The sequence below is a fragment of the Pseudomonas sp. LS_2 genome (assembly GCF_042709235.1).
GTDB lineage: Bacteria > Pseudomonadota > Gammaproteobacteria > Pseudomonadales > Pseudomonadaceae > Aquipseudomonas.
Genome location: NZ_JAVAYC010000003.1, coordinates 246647 through 268771 on the forward strand (window position 1 = coordinate 246647; position 22125 = coordinate 268771).

Here is a 22125-nt window from a genome sequence, read left to right on the forward strand (position 1 = left end):
AGTATTTCTGCACAACTGCACTAACTTTTTGCTAGGAAACCCAGCACTCTCCGTCGGCGTTTTCTTCACCCGCGCGCTGTCTATCACCCTGCGCGCTAACAAGCTGGGATCGTTGCGTATCGAAGGTGCGTGCACCTTGCTGCTATTGACTTGCAGTGCCTTGCTGTATGGCACCCATTGGTGGGTGCTGGCGATCCTTTATCTGCTCAGGGCCTTGATCCTCACCGTACTGGATAGTTTTGCCCACTATCAGACGCCTTTGAACGATCCGCTGTTTGCGCGAAATGTAAAAGTACCGATATTTTTCGAGCGAGTGTGCCTGCTGAACTTTAATTATCATGGCGCTCACCATATTTTTCCTACAGTGCCGTGGGATAAAATCCCACAACAAATGCAGAGCTTCTATCCCAATTTCTGCCTGATTACCCATGGTAGTCTGCTACGTTCGCTTAAAGCCAAATACACACCACCTCGGGCATTTGCTTCGTGGCCCAGTGGCTGGTTGGCAGGAGGAAGAGCGGGAGACAAAAGCGCTCCAGGCCCTGCCGAATCGCAGTAACTACTTATATTCAAGCAAGCACTGTTCGTCAGGCGAACGCTGCCTTACCCAAACATCTAAGCCGAACAATTAATTGACGTTCAGCCCCAGCAATATCGAGGACTCCCCATGCGACAGCAGTACGACCCTGCCTGGGTTGAAAGTACGGCCCAGGCCGAATGGACTCGCAATAACGTTTTCAAGGCTGTCGAAGACCAAAACAGGCCGAAGTTCTACGCCTGTTCCATGCTGCCCTACCCCTCCGGCAAGTTGCACATGGGGCATGTACGCAACTACACGATCAACGACATGTTGGCCCGTCACCTGCGCATGAAGGGCTATAACGTGCTGATGCCGATGGGCTGGGATGCATTTGGCGTGCCGGCCGAAAATGCAGCGATGCAGTCAGGCGTGCCTCCCGCGCAATGGACCCGGACGAACATTGCCGACATGAAGGCGCAGATGCAGCCGCTGGGGCTGGCTTTCGACTGGTCGCGGGAAATCGCCACCTGCGACCCCGAATACTACAAGTGGAGCCAATGGTTCTTCTTGAAGCTGCTGGAAAAAGGCCTGGCCTACAAGAAGACCCAGATCGTCAATTGGGACCCGGTCGACCAGACCGTTCTGGCCAACGAGCAAGTGGTGGACGGCCGGGGCTGGCGTTCCGGAGCGCTGGTCGAGAAACGCGAGATACCCGGCTACTACCTGCGTATCACCCAATACGGCGACGAGCTGCTGTCGGCCATCGATACCTTGGACGGTTGGCCGGACAGGGTGCGCAACATGCAGCGTAACTGGATCGGTAAGACCCACGGGGTGCGCCTGGCTTTTGCCCACTCGATCGAGGACGCAGACGGCGAATCGATCGACGCAGGCAAGCTGTGGGTGTTCACTACGCGTGTCGATACGTTGATGGGCGTGACCTTCTGTGCGGTGTCTACCGATCACCCGTTGGCCAGGCGCGCCACGCAACTCGACCCGAACCTGGAGCCGCAGGTGCAGGCATGTCGTCAAGCGGCGCAGGCCAGCCCCGCCGCTGGCGCGCAGGCCAAGCTCGGCGTTGCGAGCGGCTTGCACGTCGAACACCCACTGACCGGCGAACCGGTCGCTGTATGGATCACCAACTATGTACTGGCAGAGTATGGCGAGGGCGCCTTGATGGGGGTGCCGGCGCATGACGAGCGCGACTTCGCCTTTGCCCGCCAATACGGCTTGCCCATTCGCCCTGTCATCGCATTCGACGGGACGCCCTACGACCGCAGCGCTTGGTCGGATCGCTACGCCAGCCAGGAAGGTCGCTTGATCAACTCGGGCCGCTACGATGGTCTCACGACGGAAAAGGCCTCGCAGGCTATTGCCGATGACCTCGCCAAGCGCGGGTGCGGCGAACCGGCCACCACTTGGCGGCTACGCGACTGGGGTATCTCTCGGCAACGCTACTGGGGCACGCCGATTCCGATCATCCATTGCCAGCACTGTGGCGACGTACCGGTACCCTACGCAGACCTGCCGGTGGTGTTGCCGACCGATTGCATTCCCGATGGAACCGGCAACCCACTGCTGCAACATGAAGCCTTCCGCAACGTCCCTTGCCCGCGTTGCACAGCCCCCGCGCTGCGGGAAACCGACACCATGGACACCTTCGTCGATTCGAGCTGGTACTTCATGCGCTACTGCGACCCCGGCTGCCACGCCTCGATGGTCGGGCCTGGCAACCGCTACTGGATGCCTATTGACCAGTACATCGGCGGCATCGAGCATGCAGTGCTGCATTTGCTCTACGCGCGGTTCTGGACCAAGGCGATGCGCGACGAAGGGTTAGTGGACTTCAGCGAACCGTTCAAGAACCTCTTCACCCAAGGCATGTTGCTGCGCGAAAGCTACTACCGCCAGGCCGAAGACGGCAGCCGAAGGTGGTTCTACCCCAGCGAGGTCTCGGTTCAATACGATGAAAAGGGCCGCCCAGTCAGCGCGACGGCGGTCGAGGATGGCATGCCCGTCGCCTTGGGTGGCATCGAGAAGATGTCCAAGTCGAAGAACAATGTGGTCGAGCCCAAGGACATCATCAAGCGCTTCGGTGCCGACACCGCGCGCCTGTTCACCCTCTTCGCCGGCCCCCCCGACCAGAGCACGATCTGGAGCGACAGCGGGGTCGAAGGGGCCTATCGCTTCCTGCGCCGCCTGTGGAATGTCGCCGTCGATGAGCTGGCACACTGGGGTGCAGGTGACGACAAGGCCGCTGACGCCACCGAAGCCAGCCGTGTGCGCTTCATGACGCACAACCTGCTCCAGCAGATCAACAACGATTACGAGCGCCTGCAATACAACACCGTCGTCTCCGGTGCGATGAAAATGCTCAAGGTGCTCGAAGGTGCCCGCGGCGCGGGTCGGCAGGTATCCCAGGAAACCTTGTCCATCCTCCTGCAAGTGCTGCACCCGGTAACACCGCATATCTCCCAGGTGCTCTGGGAGGCGTTGGGGTTCCCCGGCGTGATCTACGACAGTGCCTGGCCAACCCCGGACAGCGATGCCTTGCGCCAAGAAGAAGTGCGGTTGATGGTGCAGGTCAATGGCAAGCTGCGTGGGGAGATTCGGGTGCAAGCCGGTGCCGACCCTGACACGATCCGTGACCAGGCGCTGTCCGATGCGACGTTAAGCCGATATCTGGAAGGCGCAGGAAAGATGATCATCGTGCCTAAGCGACTGGTCAACTTCATCGTCTAACCTTCCAGATGGGTTTAGAAGCAGCACCAAGCCAGCGTTCTAACGGAATGCTGGCTTTTTTCGTTCAGCCTATGCCAGCCAAGGGTTCGAACCCAAATGCCGAGCTTCGAACTCGCGGATCTGCTCACTACGTTGCAAGGTGCTGCCGATGGCGTCCAGGCCCAGCAGCAAGGCCTCCTTGCGCAGGGCATCGAGGGTAAAGTCGATGCCTTCGCCGTCCGCCAGGGTGATACGTTGGGTCGGCAGGTCGATGCCGATGGCCGCGCCCTGCGCTTCGCTTACCTGCTCGCCCAGGCGCTTGAACTGCGCCGGCTCCAACTGGATGGTCAGTACACCATTGCGTTGGCAGTTGTCGTAGAAGATCCCGGCAAAGGTGGTGCCGATCAGCGCCCGGATGCCCAGTTGCTTGAGCCCCCACACCGCATGCTCGCGGCTCGAACCACAGCCGAAGTTGGGGCCGACCACCAGGAAACTCGCGTCGTTCCAGGGCGCCTGGTTGAGGATGAACGCCGGGTTCGGCCTGCCGCCCTCGAGAAAGCGCAGGTCGAAGAACACCCCGCGCTCCAGCCCGTTGCGGTCGATACCCTTGAGAAACTGCTTGGGCATGATCACATCGGTGTCGATGTTGGCCGCGAGCAAGGGCGCGGCAACGCCCTGGACATGATTGAACGGTTGCATCTCAAGCCTCCATCGTCAGTTGGCGGACATCGATCAGGTGCCCGGTCACCGCTGCCGCAGCGACCATCGCCGGGCTCATCAAGTGAGTACGGGCGCCTGCGCCCTGGCGCCCTTCGAAGTTGCGGTTGGTGCTGGAGGCGCAGCGATCGCCCGGGCCCAGCACGTCGTCGTTCATCGCCAGGCACATCGAGCAGCCCGACTGCCGCCACTCGAAGCCAGCCTCGCGGAACACCTGGGCCAGGCCCTCGGCCTCGGCCTGGTCGCGTACCTGGGTCGAGCCTGGCACGATCATCGCCCGCACGCCCTCGGCGACCTTGCGCCCCTTGGCGACCCGCGCGGCGTCGCGCAGGTCCTCTATGCGCGCGTTGGTGCAGGAGCCGATGAAGGCGTGGCTGATGCGGATGCCCGCCAGCGCCGTGCCCGGCGTCAGCCCCATGTAACGCAGGGCACGTTGCAGGTCCTGGCGCAGGATCAGGTCCGGCTCGGCCAGCGGATCGGGCACGCACTGGTCGATGGGCGCCGCCTGGTCGGGGCTGGTGCCCCAGGTCACCATCGGCTGCAAGCTGTCCACTTGCAGGTGTACCTCGCGGTCGAATACCGCGTCGGCGTCGCTGTACAGCTCGCGCCAGCGCGCAACCGCCGCGGTCCACAGGTCGCCCCTGGGGGCGCGGGGCTTGACCTGAAGATAGGCGAACACCTTGTCGTCCGGGGCCATGAAGGCGCCGCGGGCACCGGCTTCGACCGCCATGTTGCACAACGTCATGCGGCCCTCGACGCTCAAGGTGTCGATTACCGGGCCCGCGAACTCGATGGCGTAGCCCGTGGCACCGGCGGCACCGATCTGGCGGATCAAGGCCATGATGATGTCCTTGGCCACCACGCCCGGCCCGACCTCGCCATCGACCGTCACGCGCAGGGTCTTCAGGCGTTTGTACACCAAGGTCTGGGTGGCCAGCAGGTGCTCGATCTCCGAGGTGCCGATGCCGAAGCCAAAAGCCCCGAGCGCGCCGTAGGTGGTGGTGTGGCTGTCACCGGCGGCCACCACCATGCCCGGCAGAATGAAGCCTTGCTCGGGTGCCACGACGTGCTCGATGCCCTGGCGCTTGTCGAGCACATCGAACAGTTCCAGGCCAAAGTCGCGGCAGTTTTCCTCGAAGTAGCTGACCTGGCGCGCGCCGCCGGGGTCCGGCATGTGCGCATCGCGCTCGGGCGCGGTGGGGTTGACGTGGTCGACCACGCACAGGGTCGCGCTTGGCCGCCATACCTTGCGCCCGGCCTCGCGCAGGCCGCTGAAGGCCTGGGGGCTGGTGTATTCGTTGGCGACCTGGCGGTCGATGTACAGCAGTACGTGGCCCTGGTCGTCCAGTTCGCAGACGGTATGGGCGTCGATGTGTTTCTGGTACAGCGTTTTCGGGCTGTTCATGGCAGGTCCATCACGGTTGGGGTCGGGGTATCACGCGGGCAGCCGAAGGCCTGGCCAGGCAGCGCCGTGCCTGGCTGGGTAGTCATTGCGTGGGGCTTACGCCTGGGTCAGGAACGGCAGCGCGTGCTCGAGCAGCGCCTCGGGCGCTTCTTCGGGGATGTAGTGGCCGCACGGCAGTTGCCCACCGCGCGCATCGCGGGCAATGGCTTGCCACTCGGCCAGCGGGCTGAAGCATTTCTCGATCACCCCGTCGCGGCCCCACATCACCAACAACGGCGCTTCGATCCTGTTGCCAGCATCGAGGTCCGCCTGGTCGTGTTCCAGGTCGATGCTGGCCGCAGCGCGGTAGTCCTCGCACACGCCCCGGGCAGCACCGGGCAGGGACAGGCAGCGGCGGTACTCGGCGAACGCCTCGTCGGTAAACGGTGCCAGGCCCGCGCTACGCCCGCCCATCACACTGCGCAGGTAGCCTTCGGGGTCGGCTTCGATCAAGGTTTCCGGCAGCGGTGCCGGGCGAATCAGGAAGAACCAGTGCCAGTAGGCACGGGCGAATGCTTCGTTGGTCTGGCGGTACATCGCCAGGGTTGGAGCGATGTCCAGCAAGATCAGGCGGGTAAGGCTAGCCGGATGGTCCAGGGCCAGGCGATGGGCCACCCGGGCGCCACGGTCGTGGGCCAGCACGGAGAAGGTGGCGAAGCCCAGGGCGTGCATCAGGCCGACCATGTCGCCGGCCATGCTGCGCTTGGAATACTGGCTATGCTCGGTATCGGCCAAGGGCTTGGCCGAGTCGCCATAGCCACGCAGGTCGGCCGCTATCACGGTGAAATGCTCGGCCAGGGTTTCTGCCACCTTGTGCCAGATCACGTGGGTCTGCGGGTGGCCGTGCAGCAGCAACAGCGCGGGGCCTTGGCCGCCTATGCGGTAGGCGATCTCGACCCCGGCGACGTCATGGCAGGCTTTGTGGAAACCATGGAACATGCTCAGTCACTCCCTTGTTGTTATGGCGTTCACGTGCCGAGGATAGCCCCGGGACGGAAGGGTTCAATGGGGTGACTGGAGAAGCATGGAACACGATTTGTGAAGCATGCGCGGGCCCTTCGTTGCCAGGCCCGCTCCTACAGGTTGCGCACCGCTCTGAAGGGTCGTGCGGCACTTGGCGCGGGCTTGCCCGCGAACAGCGCAATCCTGCTCAAGGATTCAGCACTCGACGAACGCCACGGCCAACCCGCCACGCGAGGTTTCCTTGTAGTTGGCGTGCATGTCCGCGCCGGTATCGCGCATGGTGCGGATCACCCGATCAAGGGAAATGAAGTGCTCGCCATCGCCGCGCAGGGCCATCTGCACCGCATTGATAGCCTTCACCGCCGCAATGGCGTTGCGCTCGATGCACGGCACCTGCACCAGCCCACCGACCGGGTCGCATGTCAGCCCCAGGTTGTGCTCCAGGGCAATCTCTGCGGCGTTTTCCAACTGCGCGGGGGTTGCGCCAAGCACTTCTGCAAGGCCCGCAGCCGCCATCGAGCAGGCCGAACCTACTTCACCCTGGCAACCCACCTCGGCGCCGGAAATCGATGCATTTTTCTTGCATAGGATGCCCACCGCCGCAGCTCCCAGAAGGAACTTCACCACGTCGTCGTCGCAGGCGTCGGGGTTGAACTTCATGTAGTAGTGCAACACCGCCGGGATGATACCCGCCGCGCCATTGGTGGGCGCGGTGACCATGCGTCCACCGGCGGCGTTCTCCTCGTTGACCGCCAGGGCAAACAGGTTGACCCATTCCATGGCGCTCAAGGTCGATCCGATCACGTTGGGCTTGCCCAGCTCCTGCAGGCTACGGTGCAGCTTGGCAGCGCGGCGCTTGACCTTGAGCCCACCAGGCAGGATGCCTTCGTTGGCCAGGCCGTTGGCGACGCACTCGCGCATTGCCGCCCAGATATTCAGCAAGCCCTCGCGAATGTCCGCCTCGCTGCGCCAGGCGCGTTCGTTAGCCATCATCAGCTGGCTGACGGTCAAGCCATGGGCCTTGCACAGCGCCAACAGCTCGGCGCCGGAAGAAAACTCGTAAGGCAACTCGACGTGAGAGCCGCTGGAGACCGGCGCATCGAGCTCGGCCTGCTCGATGATGAAGCCGCCGCCAATGGAGTAGTAGGTCTGCACCAGCAGGCGGCCCTGCCCACCCATCGCCTCCAGGCTCATGGCGTTGGGGTGGTAGTCCAGGTTCTCGTCCAGCAGGCGCATGTCGCGGCCGTACTGGAACCCCACCGGATGGCTGCCATCGAGCATCAGGCACTGCTCCTGCATCAGCTGGTCGATACGCGGCTCGATGCTGTGCGGGTCGATGCGGTCCGGCCACTGGCCCATCAGGCCCAGCAAGCAGGCGCGGTCGGTGGCGTGGCCGATGCCAGTGGCCGACAGCGAGCCATACAGGCGAACCTCCACGCGCTGCACCTGGGTCAGCAGGCCACGTTCGCGCAATACCTGGGCGAAGGTCGCGGCGGCACGCATCGGGCCGACGGTGTGGGAACTGGACGGGCCGATGCCAATCTTGAAGAGGTCGAAAACACTGATAGCCATGCTAATGCCTGGCCGCTGTAGCGAAACTCACCACTAGGCGGCTCTCTGGAGAAATTGATGGAAGCTTTGATTCTGAGCGATACTGACGCGCTCACCTCGCGATGACCAACGAAACTTCCTACACAAGGCTTTAGCAGGACTAAACGATGAAAGGCCAACTCAACGGCCAGGTGTTCGTCTGGCTGCATGTGTTCTCCTGTGCGGCGCGGCACCTGTCGTTCACCCGCTGCGCCGAAGAACTGCACATCACCCCCGGCGCGGTCAGCCAGCAGATGCGCCAGCTCGAGGAACGCCTGGGCTTCAAGCTGTTCCTGCGTCGCGCCCGGGGCGTTGAGTTGTCTGCCGAGGGCCAGCGCCTGGCGCAGACCGTGTCCGAAGCCTATGGCAGCATCGAAGCCGAGCTGCTACGCCTGGATGCCGGCGAGATCCGCGGCATCCTGCGCCTGCGCTCGATTCCCTCGTTTCTCGCCAAATGGCTGACGCCGCGCCTGCCACGCTTCCAGCAGCGCTATCCGGACATCGAGTTGCGCCTGGTCGCCGAGGACAGCAAGCAGGCCCTGCACGAGGGCGACTTCGACCTGGCCATCGACCTCAACGATGGCAGCTACCCCGGCATGCTCTCCACGCCCTTGCTCGACGAGCAGATCTTCCCGGTGTGCTCCCCGGCGCTGCTACGCGGTCGTCCGCCGCTACATGGTCCGGCCGACCTTGCACACTACCCGCTGCTGCACGACATCACCGCCTGGCGCGGCAGCTCCGAATATGCCGAGTGGGAATTCTATCTCGAGGGTATCGGCGCGGGCGGGCTGGATGTGCGCCGCGGGCACACCTTCAACCGCAACCACCTGACCATCGAAGCGGCAATTGCCGGGGTGGGCGTGGCGATCGCGCGGCGTACGTTGCTCAACGACGAGCTCGAGCGCGGCTCGCTGATCGTGCCGTTCGGGGTGGCGATACCCAACCATAAACGCTATGTGCTGCTGTACCCGCCCGGCGGCTTGACCCAGCCCGGTGCACGGGCCGTGCATGACTGGCTGGTGGAAGAGGCCCAGGCGTTCAGAGCGCTGCACCCCCTGGTGCTGTAGATCGGCAGCCTACTGCGACGCTGTGGTCACCGCTGCGCCCTTTGCCTTGTCCGGCGTCACCACCTGGTTCAGGTCGATGTGGCGGAAATCGGGCTGGGCACCCAGCCGCGCATTGAAACGTACATTGAAGGTGAACGGGTCTTCGGTCGGCACATCCAGCGCTCGGCCGTAGGTGGCCGCCACGGCCTGTGCGTCGTAGCCCATCAGGCGCAGCAACGTGGGGAAGATATTGTAGTGGCTGGAGGCATTGCGGTTCTGCACCAGGTGCCGCTGCCAGTCCAGGGCCTTGACGCCCTTGCCCTGGATCACCACCAGCGGCACCAGCCCCTCCTCGGGTACCGGGTCGCTGTCGCAATGGGTGTTCAGGCCAGGATTGCCGCGTTCGTGCAGGTCTTGCCCGTGGTCGGAGGTGTAGATCAGCACGGCCTGGCTCATGTCGCCCTCGGCGAACAGCCGGCGGAAGAACTCGCCGACGTTCCATTGCACGGTATTGCGATATGCGTTGCGGTACAGCACCCAGTCTTGCGGCTGGCCGTCGAAGCCGTCGCGGGTGCCGGTGTCGGCGATGTCGGTATAACGCCCACGAGGCAAGGCCGGCTGATACGTCAGGAAGTCGTCCGGATACTTGTCATGCACGGGAAAATGCGCACCGACCTTGTTGATCACGATCAGCTGCGGCGTGTCGTTCTTGAGCAACGCCACCAGGCGTTCCAGCGCTGCCATGTCGCGCTCCATCACCGGCGTTTCCTCGAACTGCACGAACAAGTCGATGTCGCGCGCCTCGGTCTCGGTCATGAGGTTCTGCAAGTTGCCGCCGGTACGCTGGCTGTCGATATACACCGTGCCCATGCCCGCGGCCTTGGCGTACTGCCAGATCGACGGCAAGGTGGCATTCATGCGCAGGTAGTCGCTGCGAGTGCCGCCATAGCGCAACGTCACGTTGGTGTCGGCGCTGCAATTGGCGATGGCGGCGGCATAGCCGTAGTTGACGATGTCCACGCCCGGATGCCCTTGCGCAAGGTGGCTGGTGACGCCAGCCGGGGTATTGATGTCCAGATAGTTGCCCGAGATGCTTTCGTCGATCACCAGCACGATGTCACGGGCCATTGGCACTCCAGTACGCGACAGGGTCACCGGCTGGCGCGGGCCGACGCGGTCATGCAGGGCTTCGTAGCCGAACAGGCTCAGGTACGCCAGCGGCGTGTACATCACCGGCAGGCCCCGGGCGCCCTCGCCCGCGCGCACGAACAGCACGCCGATCAGCAGCAGCAAGGCCAGCACCGGCGCAGCCAAGGGCAACCCGCGAGGCAGGCGCGGCCAAGACACTGGGCGCAGGCCCAGCCCGAGCAGCAGCAACGAGGCCTTGGCCGCAGCCTGGGTGATCGCCACGTGGTACTGCTGCAAGGCCTCCTGGATGAAACCGCCGGAATAGACCATGGACAGGAAGGCGCTATAGGTCAGGTAGGTGTCGGTGATGCGGGTATAGGCATCGAAGAACAGCGCGCTGGTCGCCAGCACCAGCGCCAATGGCCAGCGTACCCAGGCCGGGCGTATCCATGCGGCCAGCAGCAGGCCCAGCAGCAGCACCCCTGCCACCCCCAGGTACAGCAGCAGTGCTAAGCCAGGACCCAACGTGTCCATGCGTTCCTGGTAATAGGCATGAAAGCTCGCCAGGTAGATGAACAGCAGCGCCAGCTTGATCCCTCCGCGCATGATCGGCCCGCTCCATTCATGGATTCCTCCTCAAACCGTAGCAGCGTTGAAACAAATCACAAGCCGTGAAAGTCAATTTTCCGGCGATATCAGAACGCCTTAATTTGGCGTTTCAGACATACCCAATTTAATCCTCTCTATTAGAACAAGCCCCGTTTTTCGGGGCCTTCGACCGTTCATCAGTTCGCCAAGCGGCCAACTGCCACTAGCTTTATGCGCTAACTCTCGGATTGGAAAAGGGTTGATGGCCAATGGCCCTTTTGAATAGGCGCTGTAAATGCGACGAAACATGCCATTGATTTGACGCAAACCCAGGTAGCTGAGCTATACCGAAAACACATCACTGTTTCACCTCCCTTACTCATCCATACGAGGCGAGCCGACATGGACGTGAGCGTATTTGGCACTGGTTACGTTGGGCTTGTACAAGCGGCCGCCCTGGCGGATGTCGGTCACCGAGTCCTGTGCATAGACGTGGACGTCCACAAGATCAACCAGCTGCGCCAGGGCGTTGCGCCCATCAGCGAGCCAGGCCTGCCGGACCTTCTGGAAGACAACATCAAGGAAGGCCGGCTGTTGTTCAGTACCCAGGCCAGCGACGCGGTGGTCCATGCCGAACTGATCTTCATCGCCGTCGGCACTCCACCCGACGAGGATGGCTCGGCCGACCTCAGCCACGTGCTCGAGGTTACCCGGCAGATTGCCGGACTGATGGACGCAGACCGTACCCTGATCATCAAGTCCACGGTGCCGGTGGGTACCGCCGACCAGGTCATGGCCCTGGCCTGCGACGAGTTGCAGCGTCTGGGCAAGGACCAGTTGCAGGTACGGGTGGTGTCCAATCCGGAGTTTCTCAAGGAAGGCAGCGCCCTGGCCGACTGCATGCGCCCGGACCGGATCATCGTCGGCACCCGCGACGAAGTCGCCCACGACCAGCTCGCCGAGCTGTACGCGCCGTTCTGCCGCAACCACGAAAAACTCATGTTCATGGACAACCGCAGCGCCGAGCTGACCAAGTACGCGGCCAACGCCATGCTGGCCACGCGCATCAGCTTCATGAACGAGCTGGCAAACCTGAGCGAGCACCTGGGTGCCGACATCGAGGCAGTGCGCCGCGGCATCGGCTCCGACCCGCGCATCGGCTACCACTTCATCTACCCCGGCTGCGGCTTCGGCGGCTCGTGCTTCCCCAAGGACATCAAGGCCCTGCTGCACACCGCCGCGCACAGCGGCATGCCGCTGCGCCTGCTGCAAAGCGTCAACGAAGTGAACGACCAGCAACGGCGCATTCTCTTCGCCAAGCTCAAGCAACGCCTGGGTTGCGACCTTAAAGGCAAGTCGATCGCCCTGTGGGGCCTGGCATTCAAGCCCAACACCGACGACATGCGCGAAGCGCCCAGCCGCTATCTGATGGAGGCGCTGTGGGCCGAAGGCGCCACGGTACGCGCCTATGACCCCGAAGCCATGGACGAATGCCGGCGTCTGTATGGCTACCGTGACGACCTGCAACTGTGCGCCACCCGCGACGACACCCTGCAGGATGCCGACGCCCTGGTGATCTGCACCGAGTGGAAGAACTTCCGCGTGGTGGATTTCTCGCTGCTGGCCAGCAAGCTGCGCGAGCGGGTGATCATCGATGGCCGCAACCTCTACAACCCCGAGCAGGTCGCATCCCATGGCTTGATCTACAGCGGCATCGGCCTGCGCCAAGTCACCCCGCGCGTCGACGCCAGCCAGGTGGGCGCGCCATGAAAGTGCTGGTTACCGGCGCCGCCGGTTTCATCGGTGCCCACACCTGCCGCCGCCTGCTGCGCGACGGCCACCAAGTGGTGGGCCTGGACAACTTCAACGACTACTACGACCCCGCGCTCAAGCACGACCGGGTGCAATGGGTGCGCCAGTTGCCGGGCGAGTTGCAGCTGCACAAGCTCGAGCTTGCCGACCGCGACGCCATGGCCCGGCTGTTCGCCGACGAACGCCCCGAGGTGGTGATCCACCTGGCCGCCCAAGCCGGGGTGCGTTATTCGCTGCAAAACCCGCAGGCGTACCTGGACAGCAATCTGGCCGGCTTTCTCAATATCCTCGAAGGCTGCCGCCGCCACCCGGTACAGCACCTGCTGTATGCCTCGTCCAGCTCGGTATATGGCGCCAACCAGCGCACGCCCTACCGGGTCCAGGATGGTGTCGACCACCCGCTGTCGCTGTACGCCGCTACAAAAAAAGCCAACGAGGCCATGGCCCACAGCTACAGCCACCTGTTCGGCATCCCGTGCAGCGGCTTGCGCTTCTTCACCGTATACGGCCCCTGGGGGCGCCCGGACATGTCGCCGATGCAGTTCGCCAGGGCGATCAGCGAAGGCCGGCCGATCCAGCTGTTCAACCATGGTCGTCACCAACGCGACTTCACCTACATCGACGACATCGTCGAAAGCCTGGTGCGGCTGATGCCCAACCCGCCGTTGGCCAACCCCGGCTGGAACCCGCTCCTCCCGGACCCGGCCAGCAGCCAGGCGCCCTGGCGCCTGTACAACATTGGCGGGCAACGCCCGGTAGAGCTGCTCGACTACCTGGCGCTGCTGGAAAAGCACCTGCAGCGCAACGCGGTGATCGAGTTGCTGCCACTGCAGCCGGGCGACGTCCTGGCCACCTGCGCCGATGCCAGCGCCCTGGCCCAGGTGACCGACTTCACCCCACAGGTTTCCCTTGATGAAGGGCTCAGGCGCTTCGTCGCCTGGTTTCAACAGTACTACTCGCACAGCGCCAAAGAAGGCCAACCCGCAGGCGAGCAGTCGGAGCAACGGAGGGTGGTATGACAGGACAAGCCAAGAGCGCACAGCTACAAGCGCTGTACCAGGACAAACGCATGGACCCGGCGCACCGCCAGCGCATCGACGCGGCGATCCACATGCAAGGCCGCGGTTGGGTCACCGGCCGCGTCGGCGGGCGGCCCTGGACGCTGTCGCGGACCAACCGCGTGCTGTCGTGCATCGCCGCGCTTGGCTTGCTGGTCGTGCTATCGCCAGTGTTCCTGGTGCTGGCGGTGCTGATCAAACGCAGCAGCGCAGGCCCGGTGTTCTTCGTGCAGAAACGCACCGGCTACCGGGGCCGGCTGTTCGGCATGTTCAAGTTCCGCACCATGGTCGCCAACGCCGAGGCGCTGAAGGACTCGGTGCGCCACCTGAACAAGCACGGCAGCGACTCGATCGACTTCAAGATCGACAAGGACCCGCGCATCACCTCGGTGGGCAGCTGGCTGCGGCGCAGCAGCCTGGACGAGTTGCCCAACCTGATCAACGTGGTCACCGGCGACATGCGCCTGGTCGGCCCGCGCCCCACCTCGTTCAACGCCTACCGCTACAAGGACAACCACCTCGCGCGGTTGTCGATCCACCCCGGCATGACTGGCCTGTGGCAGATCTCCGGGCGCAGCGACATCGATTTCGACCAACGCGTAGAGCTGGACCTTAGCTACATCAACGAACAGAGCCTCCTGCTGGATCTGAAGATCCTGTTGAAGACCCCGTTCAAGGTTTTCACTGGCCACGGAGCAAGTTGAGATGGACGGTTCCACTTCGAGAAGCCTGAGTATCGCCGCCCCAAGCGAGACCAACCTGACCGCCACTGTCCTCGACCTCCAGCAGCGCACGCTGCTGCTGACCGCGGCCAACACCGGCACCGGCACCAGCACCAGTACCCTGGCCTTCGCCAGCCAGCTGGCCATGATGAGCGCGGGCAACGTGCTGCTGATCGACGCCAGCAACGCCAGCCTCAGCCAGCAGCTGGGCCTGGGCAAGCTGCGCGGCTACAGCGACCTGTTGTTCGACGAGGACACCCCGCCGCTGGCCCAGGACTGCGTGGTGCACCTGAGCGACCAACCGTTCGACGTGCTCCCGGCCGGCACCTGGCGGCGCGGCCGCGAACGCCTGGACCCGGAACGCCTGCGCATCCTGCTGAACCAGTTCGCTGCCCAGTACCGCTTCGTGGTGATCGACGGCGAGGCGATCTACGCCAGCGCCGACAGCCTGGTGATCGGCACCCTTGTCGATGGCGTGATCCTGGTGGTGTGCGCCGAGCAGACCCGCAAGGAAGTGGCCCAGGCCGCCGCCCAGCGCCTGACCCAGGCCGGTGCGCGGTTGATCGGCAGCGTGTTCAACAAGCGCAAGTACTACATGCCCAAGTGGCTGTACGACAACCTCTGAGAGGACGCACAGGATGAATGCCATGAGAGCTCCAACGATAGCCCTGTGCGTGCTGGCCCTGGCCGGCTGCGCCAGCCAGCAAAGCCGCGAGATGCCGGTGTCGATCCTCACCGCACCGGCCGCCGAAAGCCAGGCCACCGAAGTCGCCCGTCGCGAGCAGGTGCTGCGCCCTCAGGACGTGCTGGAGGTGATCTTCCACGTCAGCAACCGCTCCGCCGGGGTGTACCGCATCCAGTCCGGCGACACCCTGGACCTGAACTTCATGGCCGCCAGCGGCCTGAACGGCCAGCAACTGGTGCAGCCCGATGGCAGCATCACCCTGCCCAGCACCAACGCCTCGGTGCGTGTCGAGGGCATGACCCCCAGCGAAGCCGAAAGCGCGATTCGCCAGGCCTACCAAGACAAGCGGGTGTTCAAGCCCAACCGCGACCAGGTCACCGTGCGCGTCCTGAGCCCGATGACCGACGAGGTCAACCTGAAGAACGCCCTGACCCACCCCGGCACCGGCATGAGCCGCGACATCACCGTGGGCAACGACGGGCGCGCCACCTTCCCGGAAATCGGCTCGGTACCGCTGCAAGGCATGACCGTCAACCAGCTGCGCGACTACCTCAACGAGCGCTACGCCAGCCTGCCGGGGCGCATGAGCGTGGATGTGCTGCTCAAGTCCACCGCCGCCAACGAGATCTACGTGCTCGGCGAAGTGGGCCAGCCCGGCGCGTTCCAGATCCGCCGACCGGTCTCGGTACTGGAGGCGCTGACCCTGGCGCGTGGTCCGACCCTCAAGGCCAAGCTCGGCTCGGTGGTGATCATGCGCCGTCAAGGCAACGTGGTGCATGCGGTCAACTACGACGTCGACCAGGCCCTCTCCGGCGGCACCCAGAAGCTCGCCTACCTGCAGCCCGAAGACATGCTCTACGTACCCAAGACCACACTGGCCAGCGCCGCCGAGCTGTCTCGGCAACTGGCCGACGTAGTGCTGTTCCAGGGCTTTGGCTTCAGCTTCAGCTACCGCGTCGACAACAAAGACGATGACAACTGACCGGGGACAGGACCATGACCACGCAACCGAAAGAAAACTATGTGCATGAGTTCTTCCGCATCTTCTTCGCCAACCGCCAGTTGGTGAAACGGGTGTTCCTGGTGTTCGCCGTGATCGCCCTGGCGTTGCCGCTGGTGCTGCGCGAAAGCTTCGACATCACCGCCGAAGTCATCGTGCAGTCCAAGAAGCTGTCGCAGAGCGACACCAACTCCGCCCTGGCCCAGGAAGCCGACCAATTCATCCCGCCGTCGCTGGCCGACATGGAGACCGAGAGCAACATCCTGCGCTCGCCTACCTTGATCCGCCAGACCATCGCGCAACTGCGCGAGGAAGGCCAGTACCAGAGCGAGCCGGGGCTGCTGCAACGCGCGGTCCTGACCCCGCTGCGCCAGGACCTGATCGACCCGCTGCGCAAGCTGCTGAGCAGCAAGGTCAGCGATGCCCGCGACACCGAGCTGGACACCCTCACCGACCAGGCGATCAAGGACCTTACCGTCGAAACCCTGCCGGGCTCGAACGTCATCTCGGTGAACTACAGCGCACAGGATCCGAAGCAGGGCACCCTGTTCGTCGCGCGGCTGCTGGACAACTTCCTGAAGAACCGCCAGGACCTGCAATCGAACGAGCTGCCCGAGGCGTTCTACGAGCAGAAGAAACTGCACTACCAGGCCCGCCTCGGCGACCTGGAGACCCAGCGCCTGGGCCTGCTGACGGCCATCGGTTCCTCCGACCCCAAGGAAGAGATCACCTTCCGCCTGAACGCGATCAACACCGAAGAACAGGCGCTGAACCTGCAACGTGACCGCCAGTTGCAGAACCAGCAGTGGCTCGACTACCTGCGCAGCAGCCTGAGTGCAGCGAGCAAGGCGAAGATGGCCGACTACGCCTTCCCCTACACCTTCACCACCACGGTGGACAACGTCGCCTTCGAAGACCGCGAGATCAAGCAATTGGGCGAACAGCTGACCACCCAACTGGCCCGCTACAACGGCGATGCCACGGTGTTCCAGCCTGGCGCCGAGCAAATGGTCATGGCCCGCCAGCAGATCGCCCAATTGCGCGGGCAGTTCCTGAAGATCGTCGAGAACCGCATTCGCGAGCGCCAGCAGGACCTGGCCGTGACCCAGCAGGTGATCGACCAGAAGACCCAACGCATCGCCGAATACAAGCAGCGGATCAACCAACTGCGCGAAACCCAGAGCAAGACCCGCCAGCTGGACACCGAGATCGACGCCCTGCACAAGGCCTTCTCCACCTATGCCCAGCGCTACGAGGAAAGCCGTGGCCAGGGCCTGCTTGACGGCAGCCAGTCGAACGCACGGATCCTCAGCGCGCCCTACGAGCCCGCCACGGCGTCCTTCCCGAAACCGGGCCTGATCATCCCGTTCGGCTTGATCACCGGGTTGCTGCTGGCAATCGCCGTGGTGTACGTGCGCGAGTTCTTCGACCATCGCTTCAAGCATCCGGCCCAGATCAGCCAGGAACTGGACCTGCCAGTGCTGCTGGTGATCAACGACCAGGCCCCCGCGCTGGCCAACCCGCACAAGAGCTGGTCGCTGCCGCGCCTGGTGCACTGGGTGCGTAATTGAACGCCGCCGTGCCCAGCGCCGAACGCCCGATCCTGCACCTGCTCAGCAGTGGCGGATTCTACGGCGCCGAGCGCATGCTCCTGGACCACTGCCAGGCGACCCCTGGCAGGCACCGGGTGCTGTTCCTCGACGCCCCGGCGGAGTTGGTGACGCGCTTCCAGGAGGCGGGGGTCGACTGCCAGGCCTGCGGTGGCCTGGGCACCCTGTTGCGGATACTGGCGGCGCAGCGCGGCGAGCGGCCGCTGGTCAACACCCATAACTTCAAGGGCCTGCTGTTCGGCTGGCTCGGCGCGACCCTGTGGCGCCTACCCATGGTCACCACCCAGCACGGTTTCACGCCCCGTAGCCGCAAGCAGCGCTTCTATACCTGGCTGAGTTTGCAGCTATGCCGCACGCCGACCGTCGACCGGGTTGTGTGCGTGGCCGAAAGCATTGCACGCATCCACCGCGAGGCTGGGGTTCAGGCGTCCAAGCTGGAGGTGATTCCCAATGGTCTTCCCGCCAGCACAGAGCACACCGCAGCCCCACGGCCCGCGCACGGCGACGGCGCCTGGCTCGCTGCCTATGTAGGCCGGCTATCCAGTGAAAAAGGCCCGGATCTGTTCCTCGACACCTTGATTCCGCTGTGCCAGCGCCACCCTCAGGTACACGCGGTGATGCTCGGCGAAGGCCCCGAACGTGACACCTTGCAAGCGCGCATCGATGCCGCAGGCCTGGGCGAACGCATCACCCTGCCGGGCTTCCAGCGCGAGATGCACAGCTGGATGAGCCGCCTCGACGCCCTGGTCATTAGCTCACGCACCGAGGGCACGCCGATGATCCTGCTCGAGGCGATGCAGGAAGGCGTACCCGTGGCAGCGTTTGGCGTCGGCGGCATTCCCGACGTCATCGAGCACGGGCGCAACGGCCTGTTGGCCCGGCCCCTGGCCACCGCCGAGCTGGGCGAGCACTTGCAAGCATTGCTGCAAGACCCGCAGCAGGCCGCCGAGCTGGTTGCCCGTGCCCGCCAGACTCAACGCGAACGCTACCACCTGCCGACCCTGGCGCAGCACTGGGCGCGGGTGTACCTGGGCACAGCCAAGGAGGTTGTCGCATGATCATGCCACTGTCGCTGGTGAGCCTTGTAGCGCTGGTATGCCTTGGCCTGCTGGCCAGCCCCTACCCGTACCTGGCGCCCGGCGCCGTGCTCGGCCTGGCCGGCGCCCTGGTGCTGTACCGCAAGCCCGCCTGGGGCTTGCTGGCGATTGCTGCGCTGGTGCCGATGGAAGGCCTGCTCAAGGACAACCTGGTGTCCGGCGCCAAGCTGATTGGCCTGGGCCTGGTGTTGATCCTGTCGCTGCAACTGGCCGTGCGTCAACTGCCCGGCGAGCGCCTGCGCAGCAACCAGTGGCGCCTGCTGTTGCCGTTCATGGCGCTCTATCTGCTGAGCCTGTGGACCAGCGACAACCTGGGCTTGTCGATGTTGAACCTGCGCGAATTGCTGGTGGGGCTGGTGGTGTTCGTCATCACCCTGCTGGTGGGCCGCGAGCTGAACCTGGTGCTGCTGGCGCGCCTGGTAACGGTGAGCGTGTGCGTCACCTGCCTGTTCGCGATCTTCTCCACCAAGTACCAGGAGCAAGGGCGCGCCTCCGGCATGCTCGACCCCAACGCCTTCGCCCTGCTGATCACCATCGCCCTGCCCCTGGGCCTGTGGCTGGCGATCAAGACCCGGCAATGGCCGCTCAAGCTGTTCTGGGCCGCCTGCTGCCTGTTGCTGCTGGCCGGCATGACCAAGACCGAGTCGCGCTCGGGCCTGGTGGTGCTGATGATCAGCGCCGGGATCGTGCTGTACAACTACCGCGAGCAACTGGCGCATATTCGCCCCCGGCACCTGGGTTTCGCCATGCTGGGCCTGGCCATCGTGCTGCCGCTGGGTGCAGCGCTGATGCCGGCAGGCTATGTGGACCGCATCCAGTCGCTGGTGCTGCTCAAGTCCGGGGTCAACGCGCACAAGGATGAATCCCTGGGCAGGCGCTCGTCCTACCTGGTGGTGGGCAAGGAGATGGTCAGCGAGCATCCGCTGCTCGGCGCCGGCCCCGGCACTTTCCCGCTGCACTATGCCGACACCGGGTTCTCGAAGGCCTTCGCTCCGGCCAACAGCAAGACCACCGACCTCTACCGCCGTGCCCATAACACCTACCTGGAGCTGTTCAGCGAAACCGGTGTGCCGGCTGGCGTGTTGTTCGTCGGCATGATCGCCCTGGCCCTGCGCAACTTCTGGCGTGCCCGTGCGGCTTGGCAGGCAGCCGGCGATCCGGACCGCGCTGACCTGATGACCCACCTGACCATGAGCATGCTGGCCATCGGGCTGTTCCTGATGTTCCTCAGCGCCCCCAGCCACAAATACCTGTGGCTGATGCTGGCGTTGTCCAGCGTATTGCTGCGCCAGGCCAGCGAGACGCCGCGCGCGCAGGAGCAGCCATGAGCCGGGTCAGCATCGTCATCCCGATGTTCAACGAGGCCCGGCATATCGGCCGCACCCTCGATGCCGCGCGCCGCGCAGCCAGCACGTCGGGCCTGGCCTGCGAACTGGTGGTGGTGGACAACGGCTCCAGCGACAACGGCCCGCAGATCGCCCGCCAGCACGGCGCACAGGTGCTGAGCCTGCCCGGCGCGGCCATCGGCGCGTTGCGCAACCAGGGCGCACGCGCCTGCCAGGGCGATTGGCTGGCCTTTCTCGATGCCGATATCGAAGTGCCGGAAAACTGGCTGGACCTGCTGGTCGGCCTGCAACGGCGTGGCGAAGGCGATGTGTTCGCCCTGGACTGCGCCACCCCGCGCCAGGCCCCGTGGTTCGCCCACGCCTGGCAACGTCGCACCCTGCGCGCCGGGCAGACCGTACAGGACTGCACCTGGCTGCCCACCCCCAACCTGCTCATGCGCCGCAGCTGGTTCGAGCTGGTCGGCGGTTTCGACGAGCGCCTGCGCACCGGCGAAGACAAGGACTTCACCCTGCGCCTGCACGCCGCCGGTGCGCGCCTGCGGGTACTGCGCCAGCCGGTGGTGCTGCACTGGGGCTTCGAGATGAGCTGGCGCGAATGGCTGGGCAAGGAAATGTGGCGCCAGGGCAGTCACCTGCAATTGCTGCGCAGCCAAGGCGTGAGCCTGCGCCTGCTGCGCTTTCCGATGCTGTCGGTGGGCGCCTGGGTGCTGGATCTGCTGGCGCTGTCGTCGTTGCTCGACGGCTTCCCCCATGTCGCCCTGGCGCTGCTGCTGCTCAGCGCCTTCCCCGCCCTGGCCCTGAGCTTGCGCCAGAGCCTGAAGCACCACGACACGCTGCTGACCCTGCAACTGTGGGGCCTGCACTGGCTGCGCCTGCACCTGGCCGGCGCCGCTTTTGTCCTTAGCCTGTTCAACCGCACCGCAAGGAGGCCTGCCCGTGGCTGAGATCACTTTCTGGTTATGCCTGTTGCTGCCCCTGTACGCCTGGGTCGGCTATCCGCTGTTGCTGACCCTCGCCGCGCCCTTCTTCAGCGTCCGCAAGCCCGGGCCGCTGCCGGCGCAACGGGTCAGCGTGGTGATCGCCGCGCACAACGAAGAGCGGCATATCGAACAGAAGCTGGCCAGCGTGCTGGGCCAGGACTACCTGGCCGCCGAACTGCAAGTGGTGGTGGCCAGCGACGGCTCCAGCGACCGCACCGTGGCCTTGGCCCGTGCCCTGGGCGATGCCCGGGTGCAGGTGCTGGACCTGCCGCGCGTGGGCAAGGCCACGGCCTTGAATGTCGCCGTTCAGGCCTGCCAGGGCGACATCCTGGTGTTCACCGACGCCGACAACCAATGGTCCACCGACACCCTGGGCCTGCTGCTGGCGCCTTTCGCCGACGGCGACGTGGGTGGCACGGCCGGACACATGATCATTCCCGAACCGGGCAAAGGCCTGAGCCTGGGTGACAGCCTGTATCGCCACTACGAGGCCTGGCTGCGCAAGGTGGAGAACCGCACCGGTTGCATGGTCTCGGCCGACGGCGCCCTGCTTGCATTGCGCCGCCCGCTTTACCAGCCAATCCCCAAGCAGGTGAATGACGACTTTTTCATCAGTACCTGCGCCCCGGCGGCAGGGATGCGCATCGTCTACGTCCCCAAGGCCGTGGTGCTCGACCAGGGCGTGGACGAGGCCGACAAGCAGTTCCGTCGTCGCCAGCGGGTCACTGTCGGCGGGCTTTTGAGCCTGGCAGCGCGTCGCCAGTTGCTCAACCCGATGCGTCACGGCCTGTATGCCATCGCCCTGCTCAGCCACAAGCTGATTCGCCGCCTGGCCCCGGTGCTGCTGGTGCCTTTGCTGCTGGCCAACCTGTGGCTGGCTGCAGAGCCCGGCTTCTACCGCCTGACACTCGCCGCCCAGTTGCTCGGCTACGCCGTTGCCATCGCCGGGCTGCTGGACGCCAGCCACCGCCTGCCCAAGCCGTTTCGCCTGGCGGCGTTCCTGCTGGTGACCCTGGCTGGCATGAGCGTGGGCCTGTGGCAGTTCCTGCGCGGGCACAGCTACAGCCAATGGAACCCTGACCAGAACCGGTGAGCCAA

General features: G+C 64.5%; 18 protein-coding genes. 13 read left to right on the forward strand and 5 right to left on the reverse strand.

The features are described from left to right. Window positions 1-28 precede the first annotated feature (28 nt). The gene (locus RAC97_RS04385; RefSeq protein WP_375098057.1) at window positions 29-559 is read left to right on the forward strand and encodes a fatty acid desaturase; all 531 of its coding nucleotides are present in this window, start codon (window positions 29-31) and stop codon (window positions 557-559) included. Between the two features lie 108 nt (window positions 560-667). Beyond that, window positions 668-3262 carry a leucine--tRNA ligase gene (gene leuS / locus RAC97_RS04390; RefSeq protein WP_375098058.1) on the forward strand — a complete coding sequence of 865 codons (2595 nt, stop codon included), beginning with the start codon at window positions 668-670 and terminating at the stop codon, window positions 3260-3262. Between the two features lie 69 nt (window positions 3263-3331). On the opposite strand, the gene leuD is transcribed toward leuS, so the two are convergent. The 4 genes from leuD to RAC97_RS04410 all read right to left on the reverse strand — a co-directional run bounded on the left by leuD (window position 3332) and on the right by RAC97_RS04410 (window position 7937). Continuing rightward, window positions 3332-3940 (reverse strand): 3-isopropylmalate dehydratase small subunit, encoded by a 609-nt coding sequence (leuD, locus tag RAC97_RS04395; protein WP_375098059.1) that lies wholly within the window; start codon window positions 3938-3940, stop codon window positions 3332-3334. Between the two features lies 1 nt (window position 3941). Next, entirely contained in the window at window positions 3942-5363 is a 1422-nt protein-coding gene (gene leuC / locus RAC97_RS04400; RefSeq protein ID WP_375098060.1) for a 3-isopropylmalate dehydratase large subunit, read from the reverse strand. A gap of 96 nt (window positions 5364-5459) precedes the next feature. Beyond that, entirely contained in the window at window positions 5460-6341 is an 882-nt protein-coding gene (locus tag RAC97_RS04405; RefSeq protein WP_375098061.1) for an alpha/beta fold hydrolase, read from the reverse strand. 219 nt (window positions 6342-6560) lie between these two features. Beyond that, window positions 6561-7937: an L-serine ammonia-lyase gene (locus tag RAC97_RS04410; RefSeq protein WP_375098062.1), complete on the reverse strand. Its 1377-nt coding sequence runs from the start codon at window positions 7935-7937 to the stop codon at window positions 6561-6563. Between the two features lie 146 nt (window positions 7938-8083). Here RAC97_RS04410 and RAC97_RS04415 point away from each other — a divergent pair, with 146 nt between their 5' ends. After that, window positions 8084-9022 carry a LysR substrate-binding domain-containing protein gene (locus RAC97_RS04415; protein WP_375098063.1) on the forward strand — a complete coding sequence of 313 codons (939 nt, stop codon included), beginning with the start codon at window positions 8084-8086 and terminating at the stop codon, window positions 9020-9022. A 9-nt stretch (window positions 9023-9031) separates the two neighbouring features. Here the strand turns inward: RAC97_RS04415 and RAC97_RS04420 are convergent, their stop codons facing one another. Continuing rightward, window positions 9032-10735 (reverse strand): sulfatase-like hydrolase/transferase, encoded by a 1704-nt coding sequence (locus tag RAC97_RS04420; RefSeq protein ID WP_375098064.1) that lies wholly within the window; start codon window positions 10733-10735, stop codon window positions 9032-9034. A 384-nt stretch (window positions 10736-11119) separates the two neighbouring features. Between RAC97_RS04420 and RAC97_RS04425 the strand changes: the two genes are divergently transcribed. From RAC97_RS04425 to RAC97_RS04470, 10 genes are read left to right on the forward strand one after another with little or no spacing between them, the layout of a single operon-like run. Further along, a complete protein-coding gene (locus tag RAC97_RS04425) occupies window positions 11120-12487 on the forward strand; it encodes a UDP-glucose dehydrogenase family protein (RefSeq protein WP_375098065.1) in 1368 nt (455 codons plus the stop codon). Continuing rightward, window positions 12484-13548 (forward strand): NAD-dependent epimerase, encoded by a 1065-nt coding sequence (locus tag RAC97_RS04430; protein ID WP_375098066.1) that lies wholly within the window; start codon window positions 12484-12486, stop codon window positions 13546-13548. The genes RAC97_RS04425 and RAC97_RS04430 overlap by 4 nt, the downstream gene beginning before the upstream one ends. Next, the gene (locus RAC97_RS04435; RefSeq protein ID WP_375098067.1) at window positions 13545-14291 is read left to right on the forward strand and encodes a sugar transferase; all 747 of its coding nucleotides are present in this window, start codon (window positions 13545-13547) and stop codon (window positions 14289-14291) included. Before RAC97_RS04430 ends, RAC97_RS04435 begins: the two co-directional genes overlap by 4 nt. Before the next feature lies 1 nt (window position 14292). Then, window positions 14293-14934: a CpsD/CapB family tyrosine-protein kinase gene (locus RAC97_RS04440; RefSeq protein WP_375098068.1), complete on the forward strand. Its 642-nt coding sequence runs from the start codon at window positions 14293-14295 to the stop codon at window positions 14932-14934. A gap of 22 nt (window positions 14935-14956) precedes the next feature. Next, window positions 14957-15976, forward strand: coding sequence for a polysaccharide biosynthesis/export family protein (locus tag RAC97_RS04445; protein WP_375098069.1), 1020 nt, complete (start codon window positions 14957-14959; stop codon window positions 15974-15976). A gap of 14 nt (window positions 15977-15990) precedes the next feature. Beyond that, window positions 15991-17565 (forward strand): GumC family protein, encoded by a 1575-nt coding sequence (locus RAC97_RS04450; protein WP_375098070.1) that lies wholly within the window; start codon window positions 15991-15993, stop codon window positions 17563-17565. Then, on the forward strand, window positions 17562-18662 hold the full coding sequence (locus RAC97_RS04455) for a glycosyltransferase family 4 protein (RefSeq protein WP_375098071.1): 1101 nt from the start codon (window positions 17562-17564) through the stop codon (window positions 18660-18662). Before RAC97_RS04450 ends, RAC97_RS04455 begins: the two co-directional genes overlap by 4 nt. Continuing rightward, a complete protein-coding gene (locus tag RAC97_RS04460; protein WP_375098072.1) occupies window positions 18659-20029 on the forward strand; it encodes an O-antigen ligase family protein in 1371 nt (456 codons plus the stop codon). Before RAC97_RS04455 ends, RAC97_RS04460 begins: the two co-directional genes overlap by 4 nt. Further along, window positions 20026-20991, forward strand: a complete 966-nt coding sequence (locus RAC97_RS04465; protein ID WP_375098073.1) for a glycosyltransferase family 2 protein — start codon at window positions 20026-20028, stop codon at window positions 20989-20991. The genes RAC97_RS04460 and RAC97_RS04465 overlap by 4 nt, the downstream gene beginning before the upstream one ends. Continuing rightward, the gene (locus RAC97_RS04470; RefSeq protein WP_375098074.1) at window positions 20984-22120 is read left to right on the forward strand and encodes a glycosyltransferase; all 1137 of its coding nucleotides are present in this window, start codon (window positions 20984-20986) and stop codon (window positions 22118-22120) included. The genes RAC97_RS04465 and RAC97_RS04470 overlap by 8 nt, the downstream gene beginning before the upstream one ends. Window positions 22121-22125: the final 5 nt, after the last annotated feature.